Below are 15838 nucleotides of genomic sequence, written 5' to 3' on the forward strand. Positions count from 1 at the left end.
GGCGGCGGACGGCTCGCCCAATGCCCAGCGAATCCCTGATCATTTCGCCGCTTGTGGTGCGGGGACTTCAGATCGGCGGACTAGTCACAAGCCGCCGGATGCTGGCTTGTTTTTCTGACCCCAACGCGCGCTCCACGGGTCGCAAATGGCTTGGCAAAGCGTTCGACGCTGCCCATGAGCGCGGTCACCCCTTCCGCGCCCAGCAAGGTCTCGACCCTGTGCTGCGCCGCGCGCCAGGCCGATGCCGCATCAAGCAGCCGTTGCTTCCCCGCTTGGGTTAGGGCGATGGGTCTGCTTCGTCCGTCCGCCTGTTCGTGGACTTCTTCGACCCATCCTTCGGAGACTATCGCCTTCAGGTCTCGCGTGAGGGTCGATTTATCCAACTGCTGGGTCCGGGCAATGGCCGCGCGGGTCGTTGGCTCGGTTCGGCCGATGAGATCCAGAAGAGCGAATTGGATCGCCCCGATGCCGAAAGGCTCAAGTTCGCTCTCGTAAATTTCCGTGATGGCTCTCGATAACAGCCGCGCTTTCATCAACACGTTGTCACCCGCCTTGCTGAGAGCCTTATTTGTCTGATCTGGCCTGTTGCGTTGCACCTACGCACAAGCTCCTTAAAAAAAATTTTAGTGTTGAACTTGACGGTCAATATCGGACGTTAAAGCGCCGCGGGAGTTGCGATAAATCAACTGATGCTGTTTTTGTTCGGACGAATGGTCCGGCGCTCAGTCATCCAGCAACTCTGCCATGGAGTTACTAGACGCCGAGATAACTCGCCGCCACGCGGGCATCGCCCGCGACGTCTTTTGCCGAGCCCTGAAGCACGAACTCGCCGAGCTCCATGACGTAGGCGCGGTCGGCGATTTGCAGCGCGGCCTTCGCGTTCTGCTCGACCAACAACACCGATACGCCGCCGGCGCGCAATTCGGAGATGGTGCGGAAGATATCGGCGACGATGATCGGCGCGAGCCCGAGGCTCGGTTCATCCAGCATCAGCAACTTCGGCGAACCCATCAGCGCGCGACCCATCGCAAGCATCTGCTGCTCACCACCCGATAGCGTCCCCGCCAGTTGCAGCCGCCGCTCTTTCAGCCGCGGGAACAGAGTGTAGACGCGTTCGAGTGCGTGCGCGGCCACTGCCTTGCCGATCCGGAAGGCACCGAGCCGCAAGTTGTCCTCGACGCCCATCGCGGCGAAAAGCTCGCGATGCTCGGGCACGAGACTCAGGCCGGCAACGACCCGGTCTTCGATCTCGAGCCGCGCCAGATCGATGCCGGCAAAGCTTGCGCCGCCCTTCAGCGGCAGTATGCCCATGATGGCATTGAGCAGCGTCGTCTTGCCGGCGCCATTGGCCCCGACGATGGTGACGATTTCGTTCGCCGCGACATCGAGCGAAGCGCCACGCACCGCTTCGACCTTGCCATAGGCGATATGGGCATCGCTCACCCGAAGAAGCGCGCTCATGCCACGGCTCCGAGATAGGCTCGGATCACATCCGGGTTGGCCTTGATCGCCGCGGGCGTGCCTTCAGCGATCTTCGTGCCGAAGTCGAGCACGACGACGCGGTCGGCAAGATTCATGACAAATCCCATGTCGTGTTCAACCAGCAATACCGACATGCCGCCGTCGCGAAGCTCGCGCAGCAAGGCTGCGAGCCGCTGCTTTTCCATGTGGCGCAACCCGGCCGCCGGCTCATCCAGCAGGAGCAGCACCGGATCGGCGCACAGGGCGCGCGCGATCTCGACGATGCGCTGTTGGCCGAGCGACAGGCTTCCGGCCAGCATATGGGCCTGCCCGGCGAGCCCGACGCGCTCGATCTGCCGCGCTGCCTCGGCGAGCAGTCTGGCTTCGTCGCCACGGTCGAGGCGCAGCATGCTGGCGAGCGCGCCCGCGTTCCCGCGCAGATGAGCGCCGATCGCGACGTTTTCGAGGACGGTCATGTCGGCAATGAGCTTGACGTGCTGGAAGGTGCGGGAAACCCCGAGTTGGGTGATGTCCTGTGGCGAAGCGCCGCGAAGCGTGCGGCCGAGCAGCGAAATCGTGCCGGCGGACGCCGAGAGCACGCCGGTGATGAGATTGAAGGTCGTGCTTTTTCCGGCGCCGTTCGGGCCGATCAGGGCGACGATCTCGCGCGCATCGACGCCGAATGAGACATCGTTGACAGCGACCACGCCGCCGAATTGCTTCCGCGCGTGCTCGATCCGCAGCAAGGTGCCGCTGGCGGCGGCGGGCCTTTCCCGCGGCGGCAAGACCAGCGAGGGATCGGCTCGCTTGCGGTCGGGCCGCAACGGCAATCGCCGCATCAACCAGGGCCAGACGCCGCCGGGCGCGAGCTGGAGCAACAGGACCAGCAACATGCCAAACACGATGGTCTCGAGCTGGCTTTCACTGTGAAGCAGATAAGGCAAATAATCCTGAAGGACCTCCTTCAGGATGACGGCGATGGCCGCTCCGAGCACGCCTCCCCAGACATAGCCGGCGCCGCCGATCACCGCGACGAAGAGATATTCGATGCCCGCCTCGGCGCCGAACGGCGTCGGATTCACGGCGCGCTGGAAATGCGCATAGAGCCAGCCGGACAGTCCGGCGAGCACTGCGGCGTAAATGAAAACCAGGAGCTTGGCCTGCGGCGGCTTGATGCCGAAGGCTTCGGCCGCGACATGCCCGCGCCGCAGCGCCCGGATCGCGCGGCCGGTGCGGGAATCCAGCAAATTCATGGTCAGCGAAGCGCAGAGGATGACCGCGGCCCAGATCGCGAAGTAGATCGTGTCCGGAGCGATCATCTTCAGCGATCCGATCGCAAGCGGCGGAATCTGGGAAATGCCATCGTTGCGGCCGAGGAATTCGAGCTTGCTGAAGAGATAGAACAGGCCAAGCCCCCACGCGATGGTGCCGAGCGGCAGGTAGTGGCCGGAAAGCCGCACCGTGACAATGCCGAGCACGACGGCAAACAGTCCACTCACCAGCAGCGACAGCGGCAGCGTCAGCCATGGCGAGACGCCGTAAGCGGTGGTCAATACGGCGGTCGTGTAGGCGCCGAAGCCGCAAAACGCTGCCTGGCCGAACGAGGTCAAGCCGCCGACCCCGGTGAGCAGGACGAGTCCCATCGCGACCAGCGCCGATAATCCGATATTGTCGAGCAGGACGATCCAGAACGGCGGCATGCCGGGAATGAACGGAACGGCCGCCATCACAAGCGCGAACAGGATCACCGGCAGCCGCTGTCGCATTAGTCATCTTCCTCGTCGGCAGCGGGCGTTGCTAGCGATCGCCACAGCAACACCGGAATGATGAGCGCGAACACGATCACTTCCTTGAAGTTGCTGGCGTAGAACGAAGAGAAGGCCTCAATGATTCCGACGAAGAGTGCGGCGACAGCGGTCAGCGGATAGCTGACGAGACCGCCGATGATCGCGGCGACGAAGCCTTTCAGTCCGATCAGAAAGCCGGTGTCGTAATAGAGCGTGGTGATCGGCACGATCAGGATGCCGGAAATGGCGCCAATGACGGCGGCGAGGAGGAAGGCGATCTGTCCCGACATTGCGGTGCGAATGCCGACCAGCCGCGCGCCCAGCCGGTTGACAGCCGTGGCTCGCAGCGCCTTGCCATACAGCGTGAAGCTGAACAAAAGCCATAGTCCGGCGATCAGCGCGAGCGTGACGGCGTAGACGGCGATGCTCTGACCCGAGAAGCGCAAGGGAGCGATGGTGAAGGCCGCGTTCGACAGCGGTGGTCCGCGCTGGCCTTCGGCGCCGAAGAAGACAAGGCCGATCCCCTGCAGCGCGAGATGGCAGCCGACAGCGGCGATCAGCAGCACCAGCACCGAAGTATGCGCGATCGGCGCAAAGGCGATGCGATACAGGAAGAGCCCGATGGCGCCGACGATCAGAAGGGAGAGCGCGATATTGATTGCGATCGGGGTCTCCTTGCCGGTCAGCGCCAGTGTGAGCGCCAGGATCGCCGCCGGCAGGATGATGTTGATCGCAAGGCTCCGGCCGACCGAACCGAGCCGCAATGTTCGCCTGCGCATCAAGAGATCAAGGCCGAAAGCCGCGATGCCCATCGCGAGCACGAGGTGCGCGGTGCCGGGCACCTGGCCGGACGCCAGCGTGGCATAGGTCAGCGCGCCATAGGTGACGAATTCGCCCTGCGGGATCAGGATGACGCGGGTCACGGCAAAGACCAGAACCAGCGCCAGGCCGAGAAGGGCATAGATCGCGCCATTGGTAATGCCGTCCTGAAGCAGGAACAGCACGATGGTCGTGTTCAATCAGGCGCTCCCCTTCGGTCCCTTGCGTCGGTCCCTGATGTCGCGGCGGTTGAAATCCGCACAGCTATTTTGATATGGTCCATAACAATTATCAAATATAACCTCAAGACCTCCCGCGTTGGCGACGTTTTGCAAGCATAGCGCAAGAGTGAACATCGAGCGATGACCAGAGCCGCTAACGAGGCCGCCAAGGCGCAGCGTCCCGCCCGCAAGGAGGCCGAGGACGTCCCCATTGAACTCGGCGAACTGTCGGAACTGATCGGCTATACGCTGAAGCGCGCCCAGCTGAAGATCTTCGAGGATTTTCTGCGCTGTATGGCGCCGCTGCAACTGACCCCGGCGCAGTTTTCCGTGCTGCTGCTCCTCGACCGCAATCCGGGCCGCAACCAGACCGAAATCGCCAGTACGCTCGGCATCCTGCGGCCGAATTTCGTAGCGATGCTCGACGGCCTGGAGAGTCGGGATCTGTGCGCGCGGATCCGATCGGTTAACGACCGCCGATCGCATCATCTCGTTTTGACTGACAAGGGCAAGGCTGTGTTGGCGCGGGCGAAGAAGCTCGTCGCAGCGAAGCACGAAGCGCGGCTGAATGACTTGTTGGGCGCCGACAACCGCGCAGCGCTCGTCGCAATGCTGGCGAAGATTGCGGATGAATTTTGAGCGCTCATCCTGAGCAGGCGCTCAGCGCCGTTCCGAAGAATGACCTTCCGCTATGGTTCGAGACATGTGACGACACGCTCCTCACCACCAGTGTCAATCAATCGACCAAAATCACCCTGACGTCATTGACATTGGTGAGCGTGGGACCGGTCAGCAGCAGATCGCCGGTCAGGGTAAAGAACGCGGTCGCATCGTTGTTGGCGAGATAGGCGTTGGGATCGAGGTGGAGCGATCTCATTTTCGAGAAAGTCAGGTGATCGATGAGGGCGCCGGCGGGATCGGAAGCGCTGCCCGCGCCGCCGTCGGCACCGTCAGTGTCGGCGGCGAGCGCCGAAATATCCGGCGTGTCCTTCAGAAGCCCAGCCAATGCCAGCGCATATTCCTGGTTTGGACCGCCGCGTCCCTGGCCGCGCACCGTAACCGTGAGTTCGCCGCCGGAAATAATGGCAACTCGCTTGCCTTCGGCGCGCGCCTTCAACGCGAGGCTCGCATGTTCGGCCGCGACCTCGCGCGCCTCGCCTTCAAGATCTGCGCCGAGTTCGATGATTGCATAACCGGCCTCGGCCGCGGCCTTGACCGCAGCGTCGATCGACGCCTTCGGCCGCGCGATCAGTTCGAATTCGGCACGGGCAAAGGCGGCATCGTCCGGCTTGCAGCTTTCGTTTTTTGGATCGTCGAGCGCGCGGCGCACTGCATCGTCGATGTCGAGGCGGTATTTCGCGACAATGGCACGCGCGTCCGCCAGCGTCGTCGGATCCGGCACGGTGGGGCCGGATGCGATCGCGGACGGCTCGTCATGCGGCACATCCGAGATTGCGAGGGTGACGAGTTCGGCGCGCTGTCCGGCGCGGGCGAGCCGGCCCCCTTTGATCCGTGACAGATGCTTGCGAACGGTGTTGATCTCTCCGATGGGGGCGCCCGAGCGCAACAGCGCGCGGGTGACCTGCTGCTTCTGCGCGAAGCTCACGCCATCGGCCGGCGCAATCCAGTTGGCGGAGCCGCCGCCCGATAGCAGCACCAGCAGCAGGTCGTCCGGCCCCGCCGTCTGCGCCAGCGCGAGCGTCTCGTCGGCGGCTTTCAGCCCGGCCTCGTCAGGCACCGGGTGACCTGCCTCGATCACCTTGATCCGCCGAGTCGGCACGCCGTGACCGTGCCGGGTGGTGGCGATGCCGGACAGCCGCGCCGGATCGAACCTCAGGCGATCGAGATAATGCCGTTCGGCGGCGGCGGCCATCGCCGCTGCCCCCTTGCCCGCGGCAAGGCAGATGATCCTGCCTGTGGGAACGGGACGCAGGTGAGCCGACAGCACGACGTCGGGATGCGCGGCGGCGACCGCCGCATCGAAAATCGCGCGCAGGAGAGGGCGTCTGTCGGTCATGGCGTTTCTGGCTTCGTTCAGCAGGAGGCGAGGGGGCGGACAGGAACGCCGTTATCCTCCGCATTGCGGCAAAAGAAAACCCCCGCTGGGCACCCAGCGGGGGTGTTCAGCTCATCGGTCGGAACAAGGCGTCAGCCGTTGACATCACCGCTGATGATATCGCCGAACAGCACCCAGCGTTCACCCTTGAACCGCATCAGCTGAAGCTGCGTGATCGGAGCGAAATTGGTCGGCGAAGTGTTGATCTTGATGCCGGGCAGCAGAACTTCGGTGCGGAAGTCCTTCAGGTTCGCGGCCTGCTTCATGACGTTTTCGCGGGTGAGATTATCGCCGCACTGCTTCAGCACCTGTAACAGGGTCTGCGTAACGCCGTAACCGACGATGACAGAGCCGTCGAGCTTGTTGGCTTCGGGGAAGTCCTTGGCGAGGAAGGCCAGGAATTGCTTCATGCCGGGATCATTGGCCCATTGCGGGTCGGAGACATCCTTCATATAGGCGGCCGAAATGATCCCTTGCGAATTATCAAATCCGGCGGGCTTGATCACCGAGCCGAGCGATGCGGAGACGTTGTTGAGGAAGTGCAGGGGCTTCCACTCGGTCTCTGCGACTTTCTTGATCGCCTGAGCCGCAAATTTCGGCGTCGTGATGTCAACGAAGACATCGGCGCCGCTCGCCTTGAGCCTGACAATATGGTTGTCGATGGTTGGTTCGGAGGTCTCATAGCTTTCCTCGGCAACAATCATGGAAGCGGCCTTGCTGCCCAGTCCGTCCTTCAGGCCCTTCAGGTAGTCCTTGCCGTAGTCGTCGTTCTGATAGAGCACCGCGATCTTGGCATTGGGCTTCTCTTTCAGGATGTACTTGGCGTAGATGCGTGCCTCGCTCTGATAGCTCGGCTGCCAGCCCATGGTCCAAGGGAAGTGCTTGGGGTCGTTCCATTTGGTGGCGCCGGTGGCAACGAAGAGCTGCGGCACCTTCTTGGCGTTCATGTACTTGTGAATCGCCGAGTTCGGCGGCGTGCCGAGCGAATTGAAGATGAACAGGACCTCGTCGCTCTCCACGAGCTTGCGGGCCTGCTCGACCGTCTTCGGCGGGCTGTAGCCGTCGTCATAGCTGATGAAATTGATCTTGCGGCCATTGATGCCGCCGGCCTCGTTGATCATCTTGAAGTAGGCGGCCTCGGTCTTGCCGATCACGCCATACGCGGAAGCCGGGCCGCTATAGGGCATGATGTTGCCGATCTTGATTTCGGTGTCGGTGGCGCCGGTATCGTATTTCTTCTGCGCGAGCGCAGCGCTCGTCGATACGGCAAGCAGCGTGACGACGGCAACGGATGCCGTCGCAATTCTGTTTACAAAAACAGTCATGACGTTCTCCCTCTTGTCCAGTCTCTGATGCTGTGTCTGGCTTGGCTTTCTTCACCGAAAGCTCTTGATGGCTCCACCCTTTGCGTATCATTTTACCAGACTGCTCACAACAAAAAGCCCTCCGCACCAGGTGCGAAGGGCTGCGTCTTTAGTAGGCGTTTTGCGGCGTTTACGTTTCCACAGGGCGAAACGCCGGCGGTCCGCCTGCTCTATTCGCTCGAGATGATGTCGCCGAACAATTCCCACTTCTCGCCCTTGAAGCGCATCATCTGCAACTGCTTGATCGGGGCGAAGTCGGTCGGCGAGGTGTTGATGGAGATGCCCGGGAGCAGGGTGTCCGGCGTGAAATCCTTCAGGCTCGCGGCCTGCTTCATCACGTTCGCGCGCGTGAGATCGTCGCCGCACATTTGCAGCACCTTCACCATGGTCTGCGCAGCGCCGTAGCCGTACACCACCGAGCCGTCGAGCTTGTTGGCGTCGGGATAATACTTGGCCAGGAAGTCGAAAAACTTCTTCATGCCGGGATCGTTGTTCCACTGCGGATCGGCGCCGTCCTTGGCGTAGGCGGCCGAGAGAATCCCTTGCGAATTCTCGAATCCCGCCGGCTTGATCACGCCGCCGACCGATGCCGAGACGTTGGTCAGGATGTGCAGCGGCGTCCAGTTCATCTCCGCCAGCTTCTTGATGGCTTGAGCGGCAAATTTCGGCGTCGTGATGCTGATGAACACGTCGGCGCCGGAGGCCTTGAGCTTGACGATGTGGCCGTCGATCGACGGCTCGGAGGTCTCGTAACCTTCCTCGGCGATGATCATCGACGACTTGGCACCGAGCCCGTCCTTCAGGCCTTTCAGGTAATCCTTGCCGAAATCGTCGTTCTGATAGAGCACGGCGATCTTGGCGTCGGGCTTGGTCTTGAGCAGGTATTTGGCGTAGATCCGCGCCTCGCCCTGATAGCTGGGCTGCCAGCCCATGGTCCATGGAAACTGCTTCGGTTCGTCCCATTTGGTGGCGCCGGTCGCAACGAACAGCTGCGGGACTTTTTTGGCGTTCATGTATTTCTGGATCGCCGTGTTCGACGGCGTGCCGAGCGGGTTGAAGATCAACAGCACTTCATCGCTCTCCACGAGCTTGCGCGCCTGCTCGACCGCTTTCGGCGGGCTGTAGCTGTCGTCATAGCTGATGAACTTGATCTTGCGGCCGTTGATGCCGCCCTCGGCGTTGATCTTGTTGAAATAGGCCGCTTCGGTCTTGCCGATCACGCCGTACGCGGAAGCAGGGCCGCTATAGGGCATGATGTTGCCGATCTTGATTTCGGTGTCGGTGGCGCCGGTGTCGTATTTTTTTTGCGCCAGCGCGTTGCAGGTCGAGGTGAGCCCGACCGCGATCGCCGCAATCAGCAACCTACGTTTCGAAAGCGTCATGTCTCATTTTCTCCTTGAAGCGTTTTAGCGTTTCTTGAGCCTGCCGAGCAGATGCTGGGCGACCATGGCGACCTGCCTCGCGCCGTGCGGCACGAGGAAGATGACGATAAACAGGATGACGCCGAACACCGCGCCGGAAAGGCCCTTCGAAATGCCTTCGGCGATGTTCGGCACGAAGATGATGAAGGCGGAGCCGACGATCGAGCCGGGCAGCCAGCCGACCCCGCCGACCACCATGCCGAGAAACAACGAGATCGCGAGCGTGATGGTGTAGCCGTCGGGCGCGACAAATTGCACGGCAATCGCGCCCAATCCGCCGGCGATGCCGGTGATGGCGGCCGACACGCCGAACGCCAGCGTCTTATAGAGCGCAACGTCGACACCCATGGCGGAGGCTGCGATCTCGTTGTCGCGGATCGCCATGAAGGCGCGGCCCGAGCGCGATCGCAGCAGGTTCAGGGAGAGGACGTAAATCGCAACCGTGATCGCGAGGGTGAAGTAATAGAACCACATGTCCTGCGACATCTTCAGGTGGAACCATGCAAGCACGCCCTGCACGATGTCGGGCGGATCGGGCTTGGTCACCACCAGGCCCTGTACGCCGCCGGTCCAGGCTTCGAGATAGCCGAGCTTGAGGATCTGCGGCATCGCGGTGGCGAGCGCGAAAGTCGCCAGTGCGAGGTAAACGCCGGAAAGCCGCAGCGCGGGCAGGCCGAACAGGAAGCCGAACAGGAAACAGATGAAGCCGGCGACTGGCAGCGTCAGGGCGTAGTTCATGCCGGCATTTTCGATCAGGATCGCCGAAGTGTAGGCGCCGACCGCGTAAAAGGCGCTTTGTCCGAGAGAGAACTGCCCGCTGCCGCCGGTCAGGATGTTGAGCGCGAGAACCGCCAGGCCGTAGACCAGCAGCATGGTCAGCTGGAAGATGATGAAGTTCTTCACGAAGAACGGCACAAGGATCAAAAGCGCCAGCATCACGAGCGAGGTGCCTGCGCCCAGCGTCATCGCCCGTTTCGGAACGGCTTCGATGACCGGTGCTTCGGTGACGACTTCCTGCACGGCGCTCATGCTCAAACTCGCTTGACGACGGGCCGGCCAAACAGGCCGGCCGGTTTGATGACCAGAACGGTAATGATCAGCGCCAGGGCGATCGGCAGCTTCAGTTCATTGCCGACGCCGGGAATGTAGGTGCCGGCGAGATTTTCGATGATGCCGACCAGAAATCCGCCGATCACCGCGCCGAACGGGCTGGTCAGGCCGCCGAGCACCGCGGCGGCAAAGCCATAGAGCAGGATACTGACCATCATGTTGGGCTCCAGGAACACGACCGGCGCGATCAGCATGCCGGCGATCGAGCCGATCGCAGCCGCCATGCCCCAGCCGAGCGCGATCATCCACGAGGTGTTGATGCCGACGAGCCGCGCCGATTCCGGCACCGAAGCGGCGGCGCGCATCGCAAGCCCGATCCTGGTGTAGCGAAAGAAGACGTAAAGCGCGATCAGCAGCAGCACCGTCACCCCGATCATTCCGGCCTGATGGGTCGAGATCAACTGGCTGCCGAGGAACGGCGAGGAGCCGAACGGCGTCGGATATTCCTTGATGGTGAAATCCCAGATCAGGCCGGCGCTGCTGTTGAGAATCGCAAACAGCGCGATGAATCCGGCGACGTTGGTCAGGATCGGCGCCTTGGCGAGCGGCTTGAACAACAGTCGTTCGATCACGATGCCGCCGATAAAGGAGAGGACAAGGGTAATCGCGAAGGCGACCCAGTAAGGCAAGCCCCACTGCATCAATTGCCAGGAAATGAAGGTCGAGAACATCGCCATTTCGCCTTGCGCGAAATTGAGATGATCAATCGCCTGGTAGATCATGACGACCGCAAGCGCCATGCAGGCATAGATCGCGCCGGTCGAGATTCCGGCCAGGATCTGGTTGAGGAGAAGGTCCATGGCGGCGTTCCCTAGTAGCCCAGATACGATTTCCGGATGTCTTCATTATCCGCGATCTCGGCGGCCTTGCCGGACATCACGATGCGGCCGGTCTCGATCACATAGGCGTGGTCGGCAATTTCCAGCGCGAGCTGCGCGTTCTGCTCGACCACCAGGATCGTGACCTTGTCCTCGCGGTTGATCTTGCCGAGGATCCTGAACAGGTCGCGCACGATCAGCGGGGCAAGCCCGAACGAGGGTTCGTCGAGCAGCATCAGGCGCGGCCGCAGCATCAGCGCGCGTGCCACCGCCAGCATCTGCTGCTCGCCGCCGGAAAGCGTGCCGGCCTGTTGGGTGTGCCGCTGCTTGAGAACGGGAAAATACGCGTACATGCGTTCGATATCGGCCGCGATCCCGGCCTTGCTGCGCGTGATCGCGCCGAGCTCAAGGTTTTCCTCGACCGTCATGGTGGTGAACGTGCCGCGGCCCTGCGGAACATGGGCGATGCCGAGACGGACGATGTTTTCGGTGGGACGGCTCGACAACGGAGCGCCGGCGAACTCGATCGCGCCTGTGGTGCGAACCATGTTGCAGATCGCGCGCAGCGTGGTGGTCTTGCCGGCGCCGTTGGCGCCGAGCAGCGTCGTCACGCTGCCTTCGTTCAGCGAAAATTCGAGGCCATGCAGCGCCTGGACCTGGCCGTAATAGGCGTTGAGCGCCTTGATGTTGAGGAGCGCGGTCATTGGTCCTTGCTCCCGAGATAGGCCTTGATCACATCGGGATCGGACTGCACGACGGCCGGAGTACCCTCCGCGAGCTTGCGGCCGAAGTTCAGGGCGACCACATGATCGGCGATCGACATCACAAGGCCCATATGGTGTTCGACCAGCAGCACCGTGACCTTGCGGTCGGTGCGTATGCGCCGGATCAGGTCGCCCAGCGCGTGAACTTCCTCGTGATTGAGGCCGCCGGCGGGCTCGTCGAGCAGCAGGATCTTGGGCTCGGCCGCGAGCGCCCGCGCCAGCTCCACGCGCTTTTGTGTCCCGAATGGCAGTCCCGAAACAATGCTGCGGGCAACGCTTTCGAGGTCGAGATAGCCGAGGATCTCGTGGACACGGTCGTTGAGCGCGGCCTCATCGCGGCGCACCTTGGGAAGTCTCAAGGAGTCGCTTAGGATGTCGCTGTTCGTCCGGGCGTGCGCGCCGACCCGGACGTTGTCGAGCACCGACAGGTTGGAAAACAGAGCGACGTTCTGAAAGGTGCGTCCGATGCCGATTTCGGCGATGCGGTGCGGCGGGCGCTTCAGAATGCTCGTCCCTTCGAGCAGGATATCGCCCGAGCTCGGCTGATAGAGCCGGCTGAGACAGTTGAAAAGCGTGGTCTTGCCGGCCCCGTTCGGTCCGATCAGGCCAAGAATCTGCCCGTGATGCATCTCGAACGACACGCCGTTCAGGGCAATGATACCGCCGAACGCGACGCTGACGTCACAAACGGCAAGAAGCGGCGATGTGGCCGGCGCCGTCTGAGCCGCGTTCATCGTTCACCGCACGCGCCGGAACGGGCTGGAGCCCTGGCTGAATCAAGGCGGCGAAAGCTATCTGATCCCCTCAACCACACGCGCAACTTTCCCTCCTGCTTTCAGTTTCCGGCCTTCCTGTTTTTTTATTTGCGGTGCCATTCCACCGAGTGCCGCTTCGATATTCCTGACCATCGTCACCAGACGAGGGCCAATGTCAGTGCGCAGCCGTTCTTCCGTAAAACGGAAGGCTGGCGCACCACAGTTAAACGCATAAGGGCCGGTTCCGTCATTAAGCTTTAGTGCTACGCCGGCTGCTGCAATGTCGTCGTGCCACTCGCCCGCCGAGATCACAAAGCCATGCTTGGCGACGGTCTCGCCGGCACGCTCGATGCCGTCGCGCATGCGGGCCCAGCGCGGGCCGTAGTGCTCCTTAAGCTCCTGGAGCAACTCGCTTCGTTCTTCTTCGGTCAACGCCCAGAGATAGGCGCGTCCCATGGCGGTGGTGGCGATCGGGACACGCGAGCCGACGTCAAGCTGAACTCCAATGGTCATGCCGCGGCTCTGGCCGAAATAGATCATGCTGAGGCGATCACGGCCACCGATGGCGACGGCACCGCCGGTCTCGCGCATCAATTCTTCCCGGTACGGTTCCGACAAATGTCGAACGCCGAGATTGGCGAGCGCGGCATAGCCGAGCGCCATGGCTGCCGGCGCGAGCTGATATTTCTCGAACCGCGGAACCGGCGCCAGGTAACCGAGCTTGGTGAGCGTATAAGTCAGCCGGGAGACCGTCGGCTTCGGCAGGTTGGTCCGCGCCGCAATCTCCTGGTTGCCGAGAAGTCCGTCGTTTGGCCGGAATGCACGCAACACATCGAGACCGCGGGAAAGCGCGACGACAAAACTGCGATCGGTCGCCACTTTCTTGCCCTGACGCTTCATATGCTTCTGCCGATGCTCGCCTGGTGGAGTGAATTGATGTTCGCTGCCGACGTACCCGCGAGCCTAACAACCGAAACTGAACCCGGCCCCTCAACTGCGCGGGGCTTTGTTGACAAGGGACGTGCTTCAAAATAACCCTCCCTGTCAAGATGCGGAATTGAATTCCGCAATGCGGAATTCATAGATCTGCGTTAATTGAGCTGCGCAAGAACAGGACATCGAGGGAGAATCTCCGTGAGTGAAGTGGTCAGTCTTGAACGTCACGACGTCGTCGCCATCGTCACGGTGAATAGTCCTCCGGTCAATGCTCTGAGCGTCGCAGTGCGGAGCGGCATCAACGAATGCGTCAAGCGCGCGATCGCGGATTCCGAAGTCAAGGCGATCGTTCTGACCTGCGCTGGACGGACCTTCATCGCCGGCGCCGACATCACCGAATTCAGTAAGCCGCCACAGCCGCCGAGCCTTCACGAGGTGCTGGCCGAAATCGAAAATTCGCCCAAGCCCGTGGTTGCTGCCATTCATGGCACCGCCCTTGGCGGCGGCCTCGAGGTCGCGCTCGCCTGCCATTTCCGGGTTGCCGTCAAGGAAGCCCGGCTCGGCCTGCCCGAGGTGAAGCTCGGGCTGCTGCCCGGCGCCGGCGGAACGCAGCGGCTGCCGCGCGCGGTCGGTCCGGAACTCGCGGTCAAGATGATCGTCGGCGGCGATCCGATTTCGGCTTCGGATGCGCTCAAGAACGGGCTGATCGACGAGATCGTCGAAGGTCCCGCCGCCGGCGGCGAGGCGTTTGCCCGCAAGATTCTGGCCGAGAAGCGGCCGCTGCGGAAACTGCGTGACGACGACAGCAAGCTGGCGGCGGCGAGGGCCGACCGCTCGATCTTTACAAACGCGGTCGCGGCGATGACAAAGAAGGCGCGCGGGCTCGAGGCGCCGTTTGCGGCGGCCGATGCCGTCGGTGCGGCAATCGACCTGCCGTTCGACGAAGGGCTGAAGAAGGAGCGGGAAGGTTTCACCAAGCTCGTCACCGGCGATCAGTCCAAGGCACAGCGCTATGCGTTCTTCGCCGAGCGTGAGGCCGCCAAGATCTCCGGCGTGCCGGAGGGAACCAAGCCGCGCAACGTCGAGCGCGTCGCCATCATCGGCGCGGGCACCATGGGCGGCGGTATCGCGATGTCTTTCGCCAATGCCGGCATTCCGGTGACCCTGGTCGAGACCGGCGAGGAGCAGCTCAAGCGCGGTATGGGCGTGATGCAGAAGAACTATGAGGCGACCGCCGCCCGCGGCGGCATTCCGGCAGATGCGCCCGCCAAGCGCATGGCGCTGATCAACGGCGTCGTCGGGCTGGAACACGTCAAGGATGCCGACCTCATCATCGAGGCGGTGTTCGAGACCATGGCGATCAAGAAGGAAGTGTTCGGCGCGCTGGACAAGTACGCCAAGCCGGGCGCGGTGCTCGCCTCCAACACCTCCTATCTCAACATCAACGAGATCGCGAAGGAGACCAAGCGTCCGCAGGACGTGCTTGGCATGCACTTCTTCTCACCGGCCAATGTGATGAAGCTGTGCGAGATCGTCCGCGCGGAAAAGACGGCGCCTGACGTGCTGACTACGGCCGTTGCCGTTGCCCGCAGGATTGGGAAGGTTCCGGCCGTCGTCGGCGTTTGCGACGGCTTTGTCGGCAACCGCATGCTCGCCCAGCGCGGCAAACAGGCGGAGAAGCTTCTGTTCGAAGGCGCCTTGCCGCAGCAGGTCGACGCTGTCGTCACCAAATTCGGCATGCCGATGGGCCCGTTTGCGATGGGCGATCTTGCCGGTCTCGATATCGGCTGGCGTTCGCGAAAGGACCGCGGCATCAAGTCGGAGATCGCCGATGCGCTGTGCGAGGCGGGCCGCTTCGGCCAGAAGACCGGCAAGGGCTACTACAAGTATGAAGGCGGGTCGCGCGCGCCGCTGCCTGATCCCGAGGTCGAGAAGCTGATCGACGAGACGTTGCAGCGCCTCGGGCGCAAGCGCCGCCAGGTCAGCGACGAGGAAATTCTCGAGCGCATGATGTATCCGATGATCAACGAAGGCGCGCGGATTCTCGAGGAGAAGATCGCGGCGCGACCCGGCGACATCGACGTAATCTGGCTCTATGGCTACGGCTGGCCGGTCTATCGTGGCGGCCCGATGTTCTATGCCGATCAGGTCGGCCTGAAGCACATTGCCGACCGTCTCTCCCATTATGCCAAGGAGACCAGCGACCCATCGCTGGAACCTGCGCCTTTGCTCAAGCGGCTTGCCGCCGAGGGGAAGACGTTTGCCTCGTGGGCGCGGGAGTCGAAGGCGGCGTGATGGGATTTTGCAAGCTCACGTCATTCCGGGA

At 62.4% G+C, this 15838-nt stretch carries 14 protein-coding genes; 2 read left to right on the plus strand and 12 right to left on the minus strand.

What is annotated here, in order from left to right:
• Positions 1-80: 80 nt before the first annotated feature.
• The 4 genes from NEZ08_RS08850 to NEZ08_RS08865 all read right to left on the minus strand — a co-directional run bounded on the left by NEZ08_RS08850 (position 81) and on the right by NEZ08_RS08865 (position 4267).
• Positions 81-596, minus strand: a complete 516-nt coding sequence (locus tag NEZ08_RS08850) for a MarR family transcriptional regulator (RefSeq protein WP_298106230.1) — start codon at positions 594-596, stop codon at positions 81-83.
• A gap of 157 nt (positions 597-753) precedes the next feature.
• Positions 754-1461, minus strand: a complete 708-nt coding sequence (locus NEZ08_RS08855; protein WP_298106231.1) for an ABC transporter ATP-binding protein — start codon at positions 1459-1461, stop codon at positions 754-756.
• The gene (locus NEZ08_RS08860; protein WP_298106232.1) at positions 1458-3227 is read right to left on the minus strand and encodes an ATP-binding cassette domain-containing protein; all 1770 of its coding nucleotides are present in this window, start codon (positions 3225-3227) and stop codon (positions 1458-1460) included. The genes NEZ08_RS08855 and NEZ08_RS08860 overlap by 4 nt, the downstream gene beginning before the upstream one ends.
• Positions 3227-4267, minus strand: a complete 1041-nt coding sequence (locus tag NEZ08_RS08865) for a branched-chain amino acid ABC transporter permease (protein WP_298106233.1) — start codon at positions 4265-4267, stop codon at positions 3227-3229. Before NEZ08_RS08865 ends, NEZ08_RS08860 begins: the two co-directional genes overlap by 1 nt.
• A 162-nt stretch (positions 4268-4429) precedes the next feature.
• On the opposite strand from NEZ08_RS08865, the gene NEZ08_RS08870 reads away from it, so the two are divergent.
• The gene (locus tag NEZ08_RS08870; protein ID WP_298106234.1) at positions 4430-4927 is read left to right on the plus strand and encodes a MarR family winged helix-turn-helix transcriptional regulator; all 498 of its coding nucleotides are present in this window, start codon (positions 4430-4432) and stop codon (positions 4925-4927) included.
• 97 nt (positions 4928-5024) lie between these two features.
• Here NEZ08_RS08870 and NEZ08_RS08875 read toward each other — a convergent pair whose 3' ends face one another.
• The 8 genes from NEZ08_RS08875 to NEZ08_RS08910 all read right to left on the minus strand — a co-directional run bounded on the left by NEZ08_RS08875 (position 5025) and on the right by NEZ08_RS08910 (position 13476).
• Positions 5025-6305 carry a DUF4147 domain-containing protein gene (locus NEZ08_RS08875; RefSeq protein WP_298106235.1) on the minus strand — a complete coding sequence of 427 codons (1281 nt, stop codon included), beginning with the start codon at positions 6303-6305 and terminating at the stop codon, positions 5025-5027.
• Between the two features lie 131 nt (positions 6306-6436).
• Positions 6437-7669 carry an ABC transporter substrate-binding protein gene (locus NEZ08_RS08880; RefSeq protein ID WP_298106236.1) on the minus strand — a complete coding sequence of 411 codons (1233 nt, stop codon included), beginning with the start codon at positions 7667-7669 and terminating at the stop codon, positions 6437-6439.
• Between the two features lie 209 nt (positions 7670-7878).
• Complete coding sequence (locus NEZ08_RS08885) at positions 7879-9090, minus strand: ABC transporter substrate-binding protein (protein WP_298106237.1); 1212 nt, start codon at positions 9088-9090, stop codon at positions 7879-7881.
• 24 nt (positions 9091-9114) lie between these two features.
• Positions 9115-10158 carry a branched-chain amino acid ABC transporter permease gene (locus NEZ08_RS08890; protein ID WP_298106238.1) on the minus strand — a complete coding sequence of 348 codons (1044 nt, stop codon included), beginning with the start codon at positions 10156-10158 and terminating at the stop codon, positions 9115-9117.
• Between the two features lie 2 nt (positions 10159-10160).
• Positions 10161-11039 (minus strand): branched-chain amino acid ABC transporter permease, encoded by an 879-nt coding sequence (locus NEZ08_RS08895; RefSeq protein WP_298106239.1) that lies wholly within the window; start codon positions 11037-11039, stop codon positions 10161-10163.
• Between the two features lie 11 nt (positions 11040-11050).
• Positions 11051-11761 carry an ABC transporter ATP-binding protein gene (locus NEZ08_RS08900; protein ID WP_298106240.1) on the minus strand — a complete coding sequence of 237 codons (711 nt, stop codon included), beginning with the start codon at positions 11759-11761 and terminating at the stop codon, positions 11051-11053.
• The gene (locus NEZ08_RS08905) at positions 11758-12555 is read right to left on the minus strand and encodes an ABC transporter ATP-binding protein (protein WP_298106241.1); all 798 of its coding nucleotides are present in this window, start codon (positions 12553-12555) and stop codon (positions 11758-11760) included. Before NEZ08_RS08905 ends, NEZ08_RS08900 begins: the two co-directional genes overlap by 4 nt.
• Positions 12556-12612: 57 nt before the next feature.
• Positions 12613-13476: an IclR family transcriptional regulator gene (locus NEZ08_RS08910; protein WP_298106242.1), complete on the minus strand. Its 864-nt coding sequence runs from the start codon at positions 13474-13476 to the stop codon at positions 12613-12615.
• A 234-nt stretch (positions 13477-13710) separates the two neighbouring features.
• On the opposite strand from NEZ08_RS08910, the gene NEZ08_RS08915 reads away from it, so the two are divergent.
• Positions 13711-15807 carry a 3-hydroxyacyl-CoA dehydrogenase NAD-binding domain-containing protein gene (locus NEZ08_RS08915; RefSeq protein WP_298106243.1) on the plus strand — a complete coding sequence of 699 codons (2097 nt, stop codon included), beginning with the start codon at positions 13711-13713 and terminating at the stop codon, positions 15805-15807.
• The last annotated feature ends 31 nt before the right edge of the window (positions 15808-15838 follow it).

The sequence above is a fragment of the Bradyrhizobium sp. genome (genome assembly GCF_027451485.1).
In the GTDB taxonomy this organism is placed as follows: Bacteria; Pseudomonadota; Alphaproteobacteria; order Rhizobiales; family Xanthobacteraceae; genus Bradyrhizobium.

What these genes read in the sequence shown, in the direction of transcription:
- NEZ08_RS08855 (WP_298106231.1), bottom strand. Translation starts at nt 1,461, where the DNA reads ATGAGCGCGCTTCTTCGGGTGAGCGATGCCCATATCGCCTATGGCAAG.
- NEZ08_RS08860 (WP_298106232.1), bottom strand. Translation starts at nt 3,227, where the DNA reads ATGCGACAGCGGCTGCCGGTGATCCTGTTCGCGCTTGTGATGGCGGCC.
- NEZ08_RS08870 (WP_298106234.1), top strand. Translation starts at nt 4,430, where the DNA reads ATGACCAGAGCCGCTAACGAGGCCGCCAAGGCGCAGCGTCCCGCCCGC.
- NEZ08_RS08875 (WP_298106235.1), bottom strand. Translation starts at nt 6,305, where the DNA reads ATGACCGACAGACGCCCTCTCCTGCGCGCGATTTTCGATGCGGCGGTC.
- NEZ08_RS08880 (WP_298106236.1), bottom strand. Translation starts at nt 7,669, where the DNA reads ATGACTGTTTTTGTAAACAGAATTGCGACGGCATCCGTTGCCGTCGTC.
- NEZ08_RS08885 (WP_298106237.1), bottom strand. Translation starts at nt 9,090, where the DNA reads ATGACGCTTTCGAAACGTAGGTTGCTGATTGCGGCGATCGCGGTCGGG.
- NEZ08_RS08890 (WP_298106238.1), bottom strand. Translation starts at nt 10,158, where the DNA reads ATGAGCGCCGTGCAGGAAGTCGTCACCGAAGCACCGGTCATCGAAGCC.
- NEZ08_RS08895 (WP_298106239.1), bottom strand. Translation starts at nt 11,039, where the DNA reads ATGGACCTTCTCCTCAACCAGATCCTGGCCGGAATCTCGACCGGCGCG.
- NEZ08_RS08900 (WP_298106240.1), bottom strand. Translation starts at nt 11,761, where the DNA reads ATGACCGCGCTCCTCAACATCAAGGCGCTCAACGCCTATTACGGCCAG.
- NEZ08_RS08905 (WP_298106241.1), bottom strand. Translation starts at nt 12,555, where the DNA reads ATGAACGCGGCTCAGACGGCGCCGGCCACATCGCCGCTTCTTGCCGTT.
- NEZ08_RS08910 (WP_298106242.1), bottom strand. Translation starts at nt 13,476, where the DNA reads ATGAAGCGTCAGGGCAAGAAAGTGGCGACCGATCGCAGTTTTGTCGTC.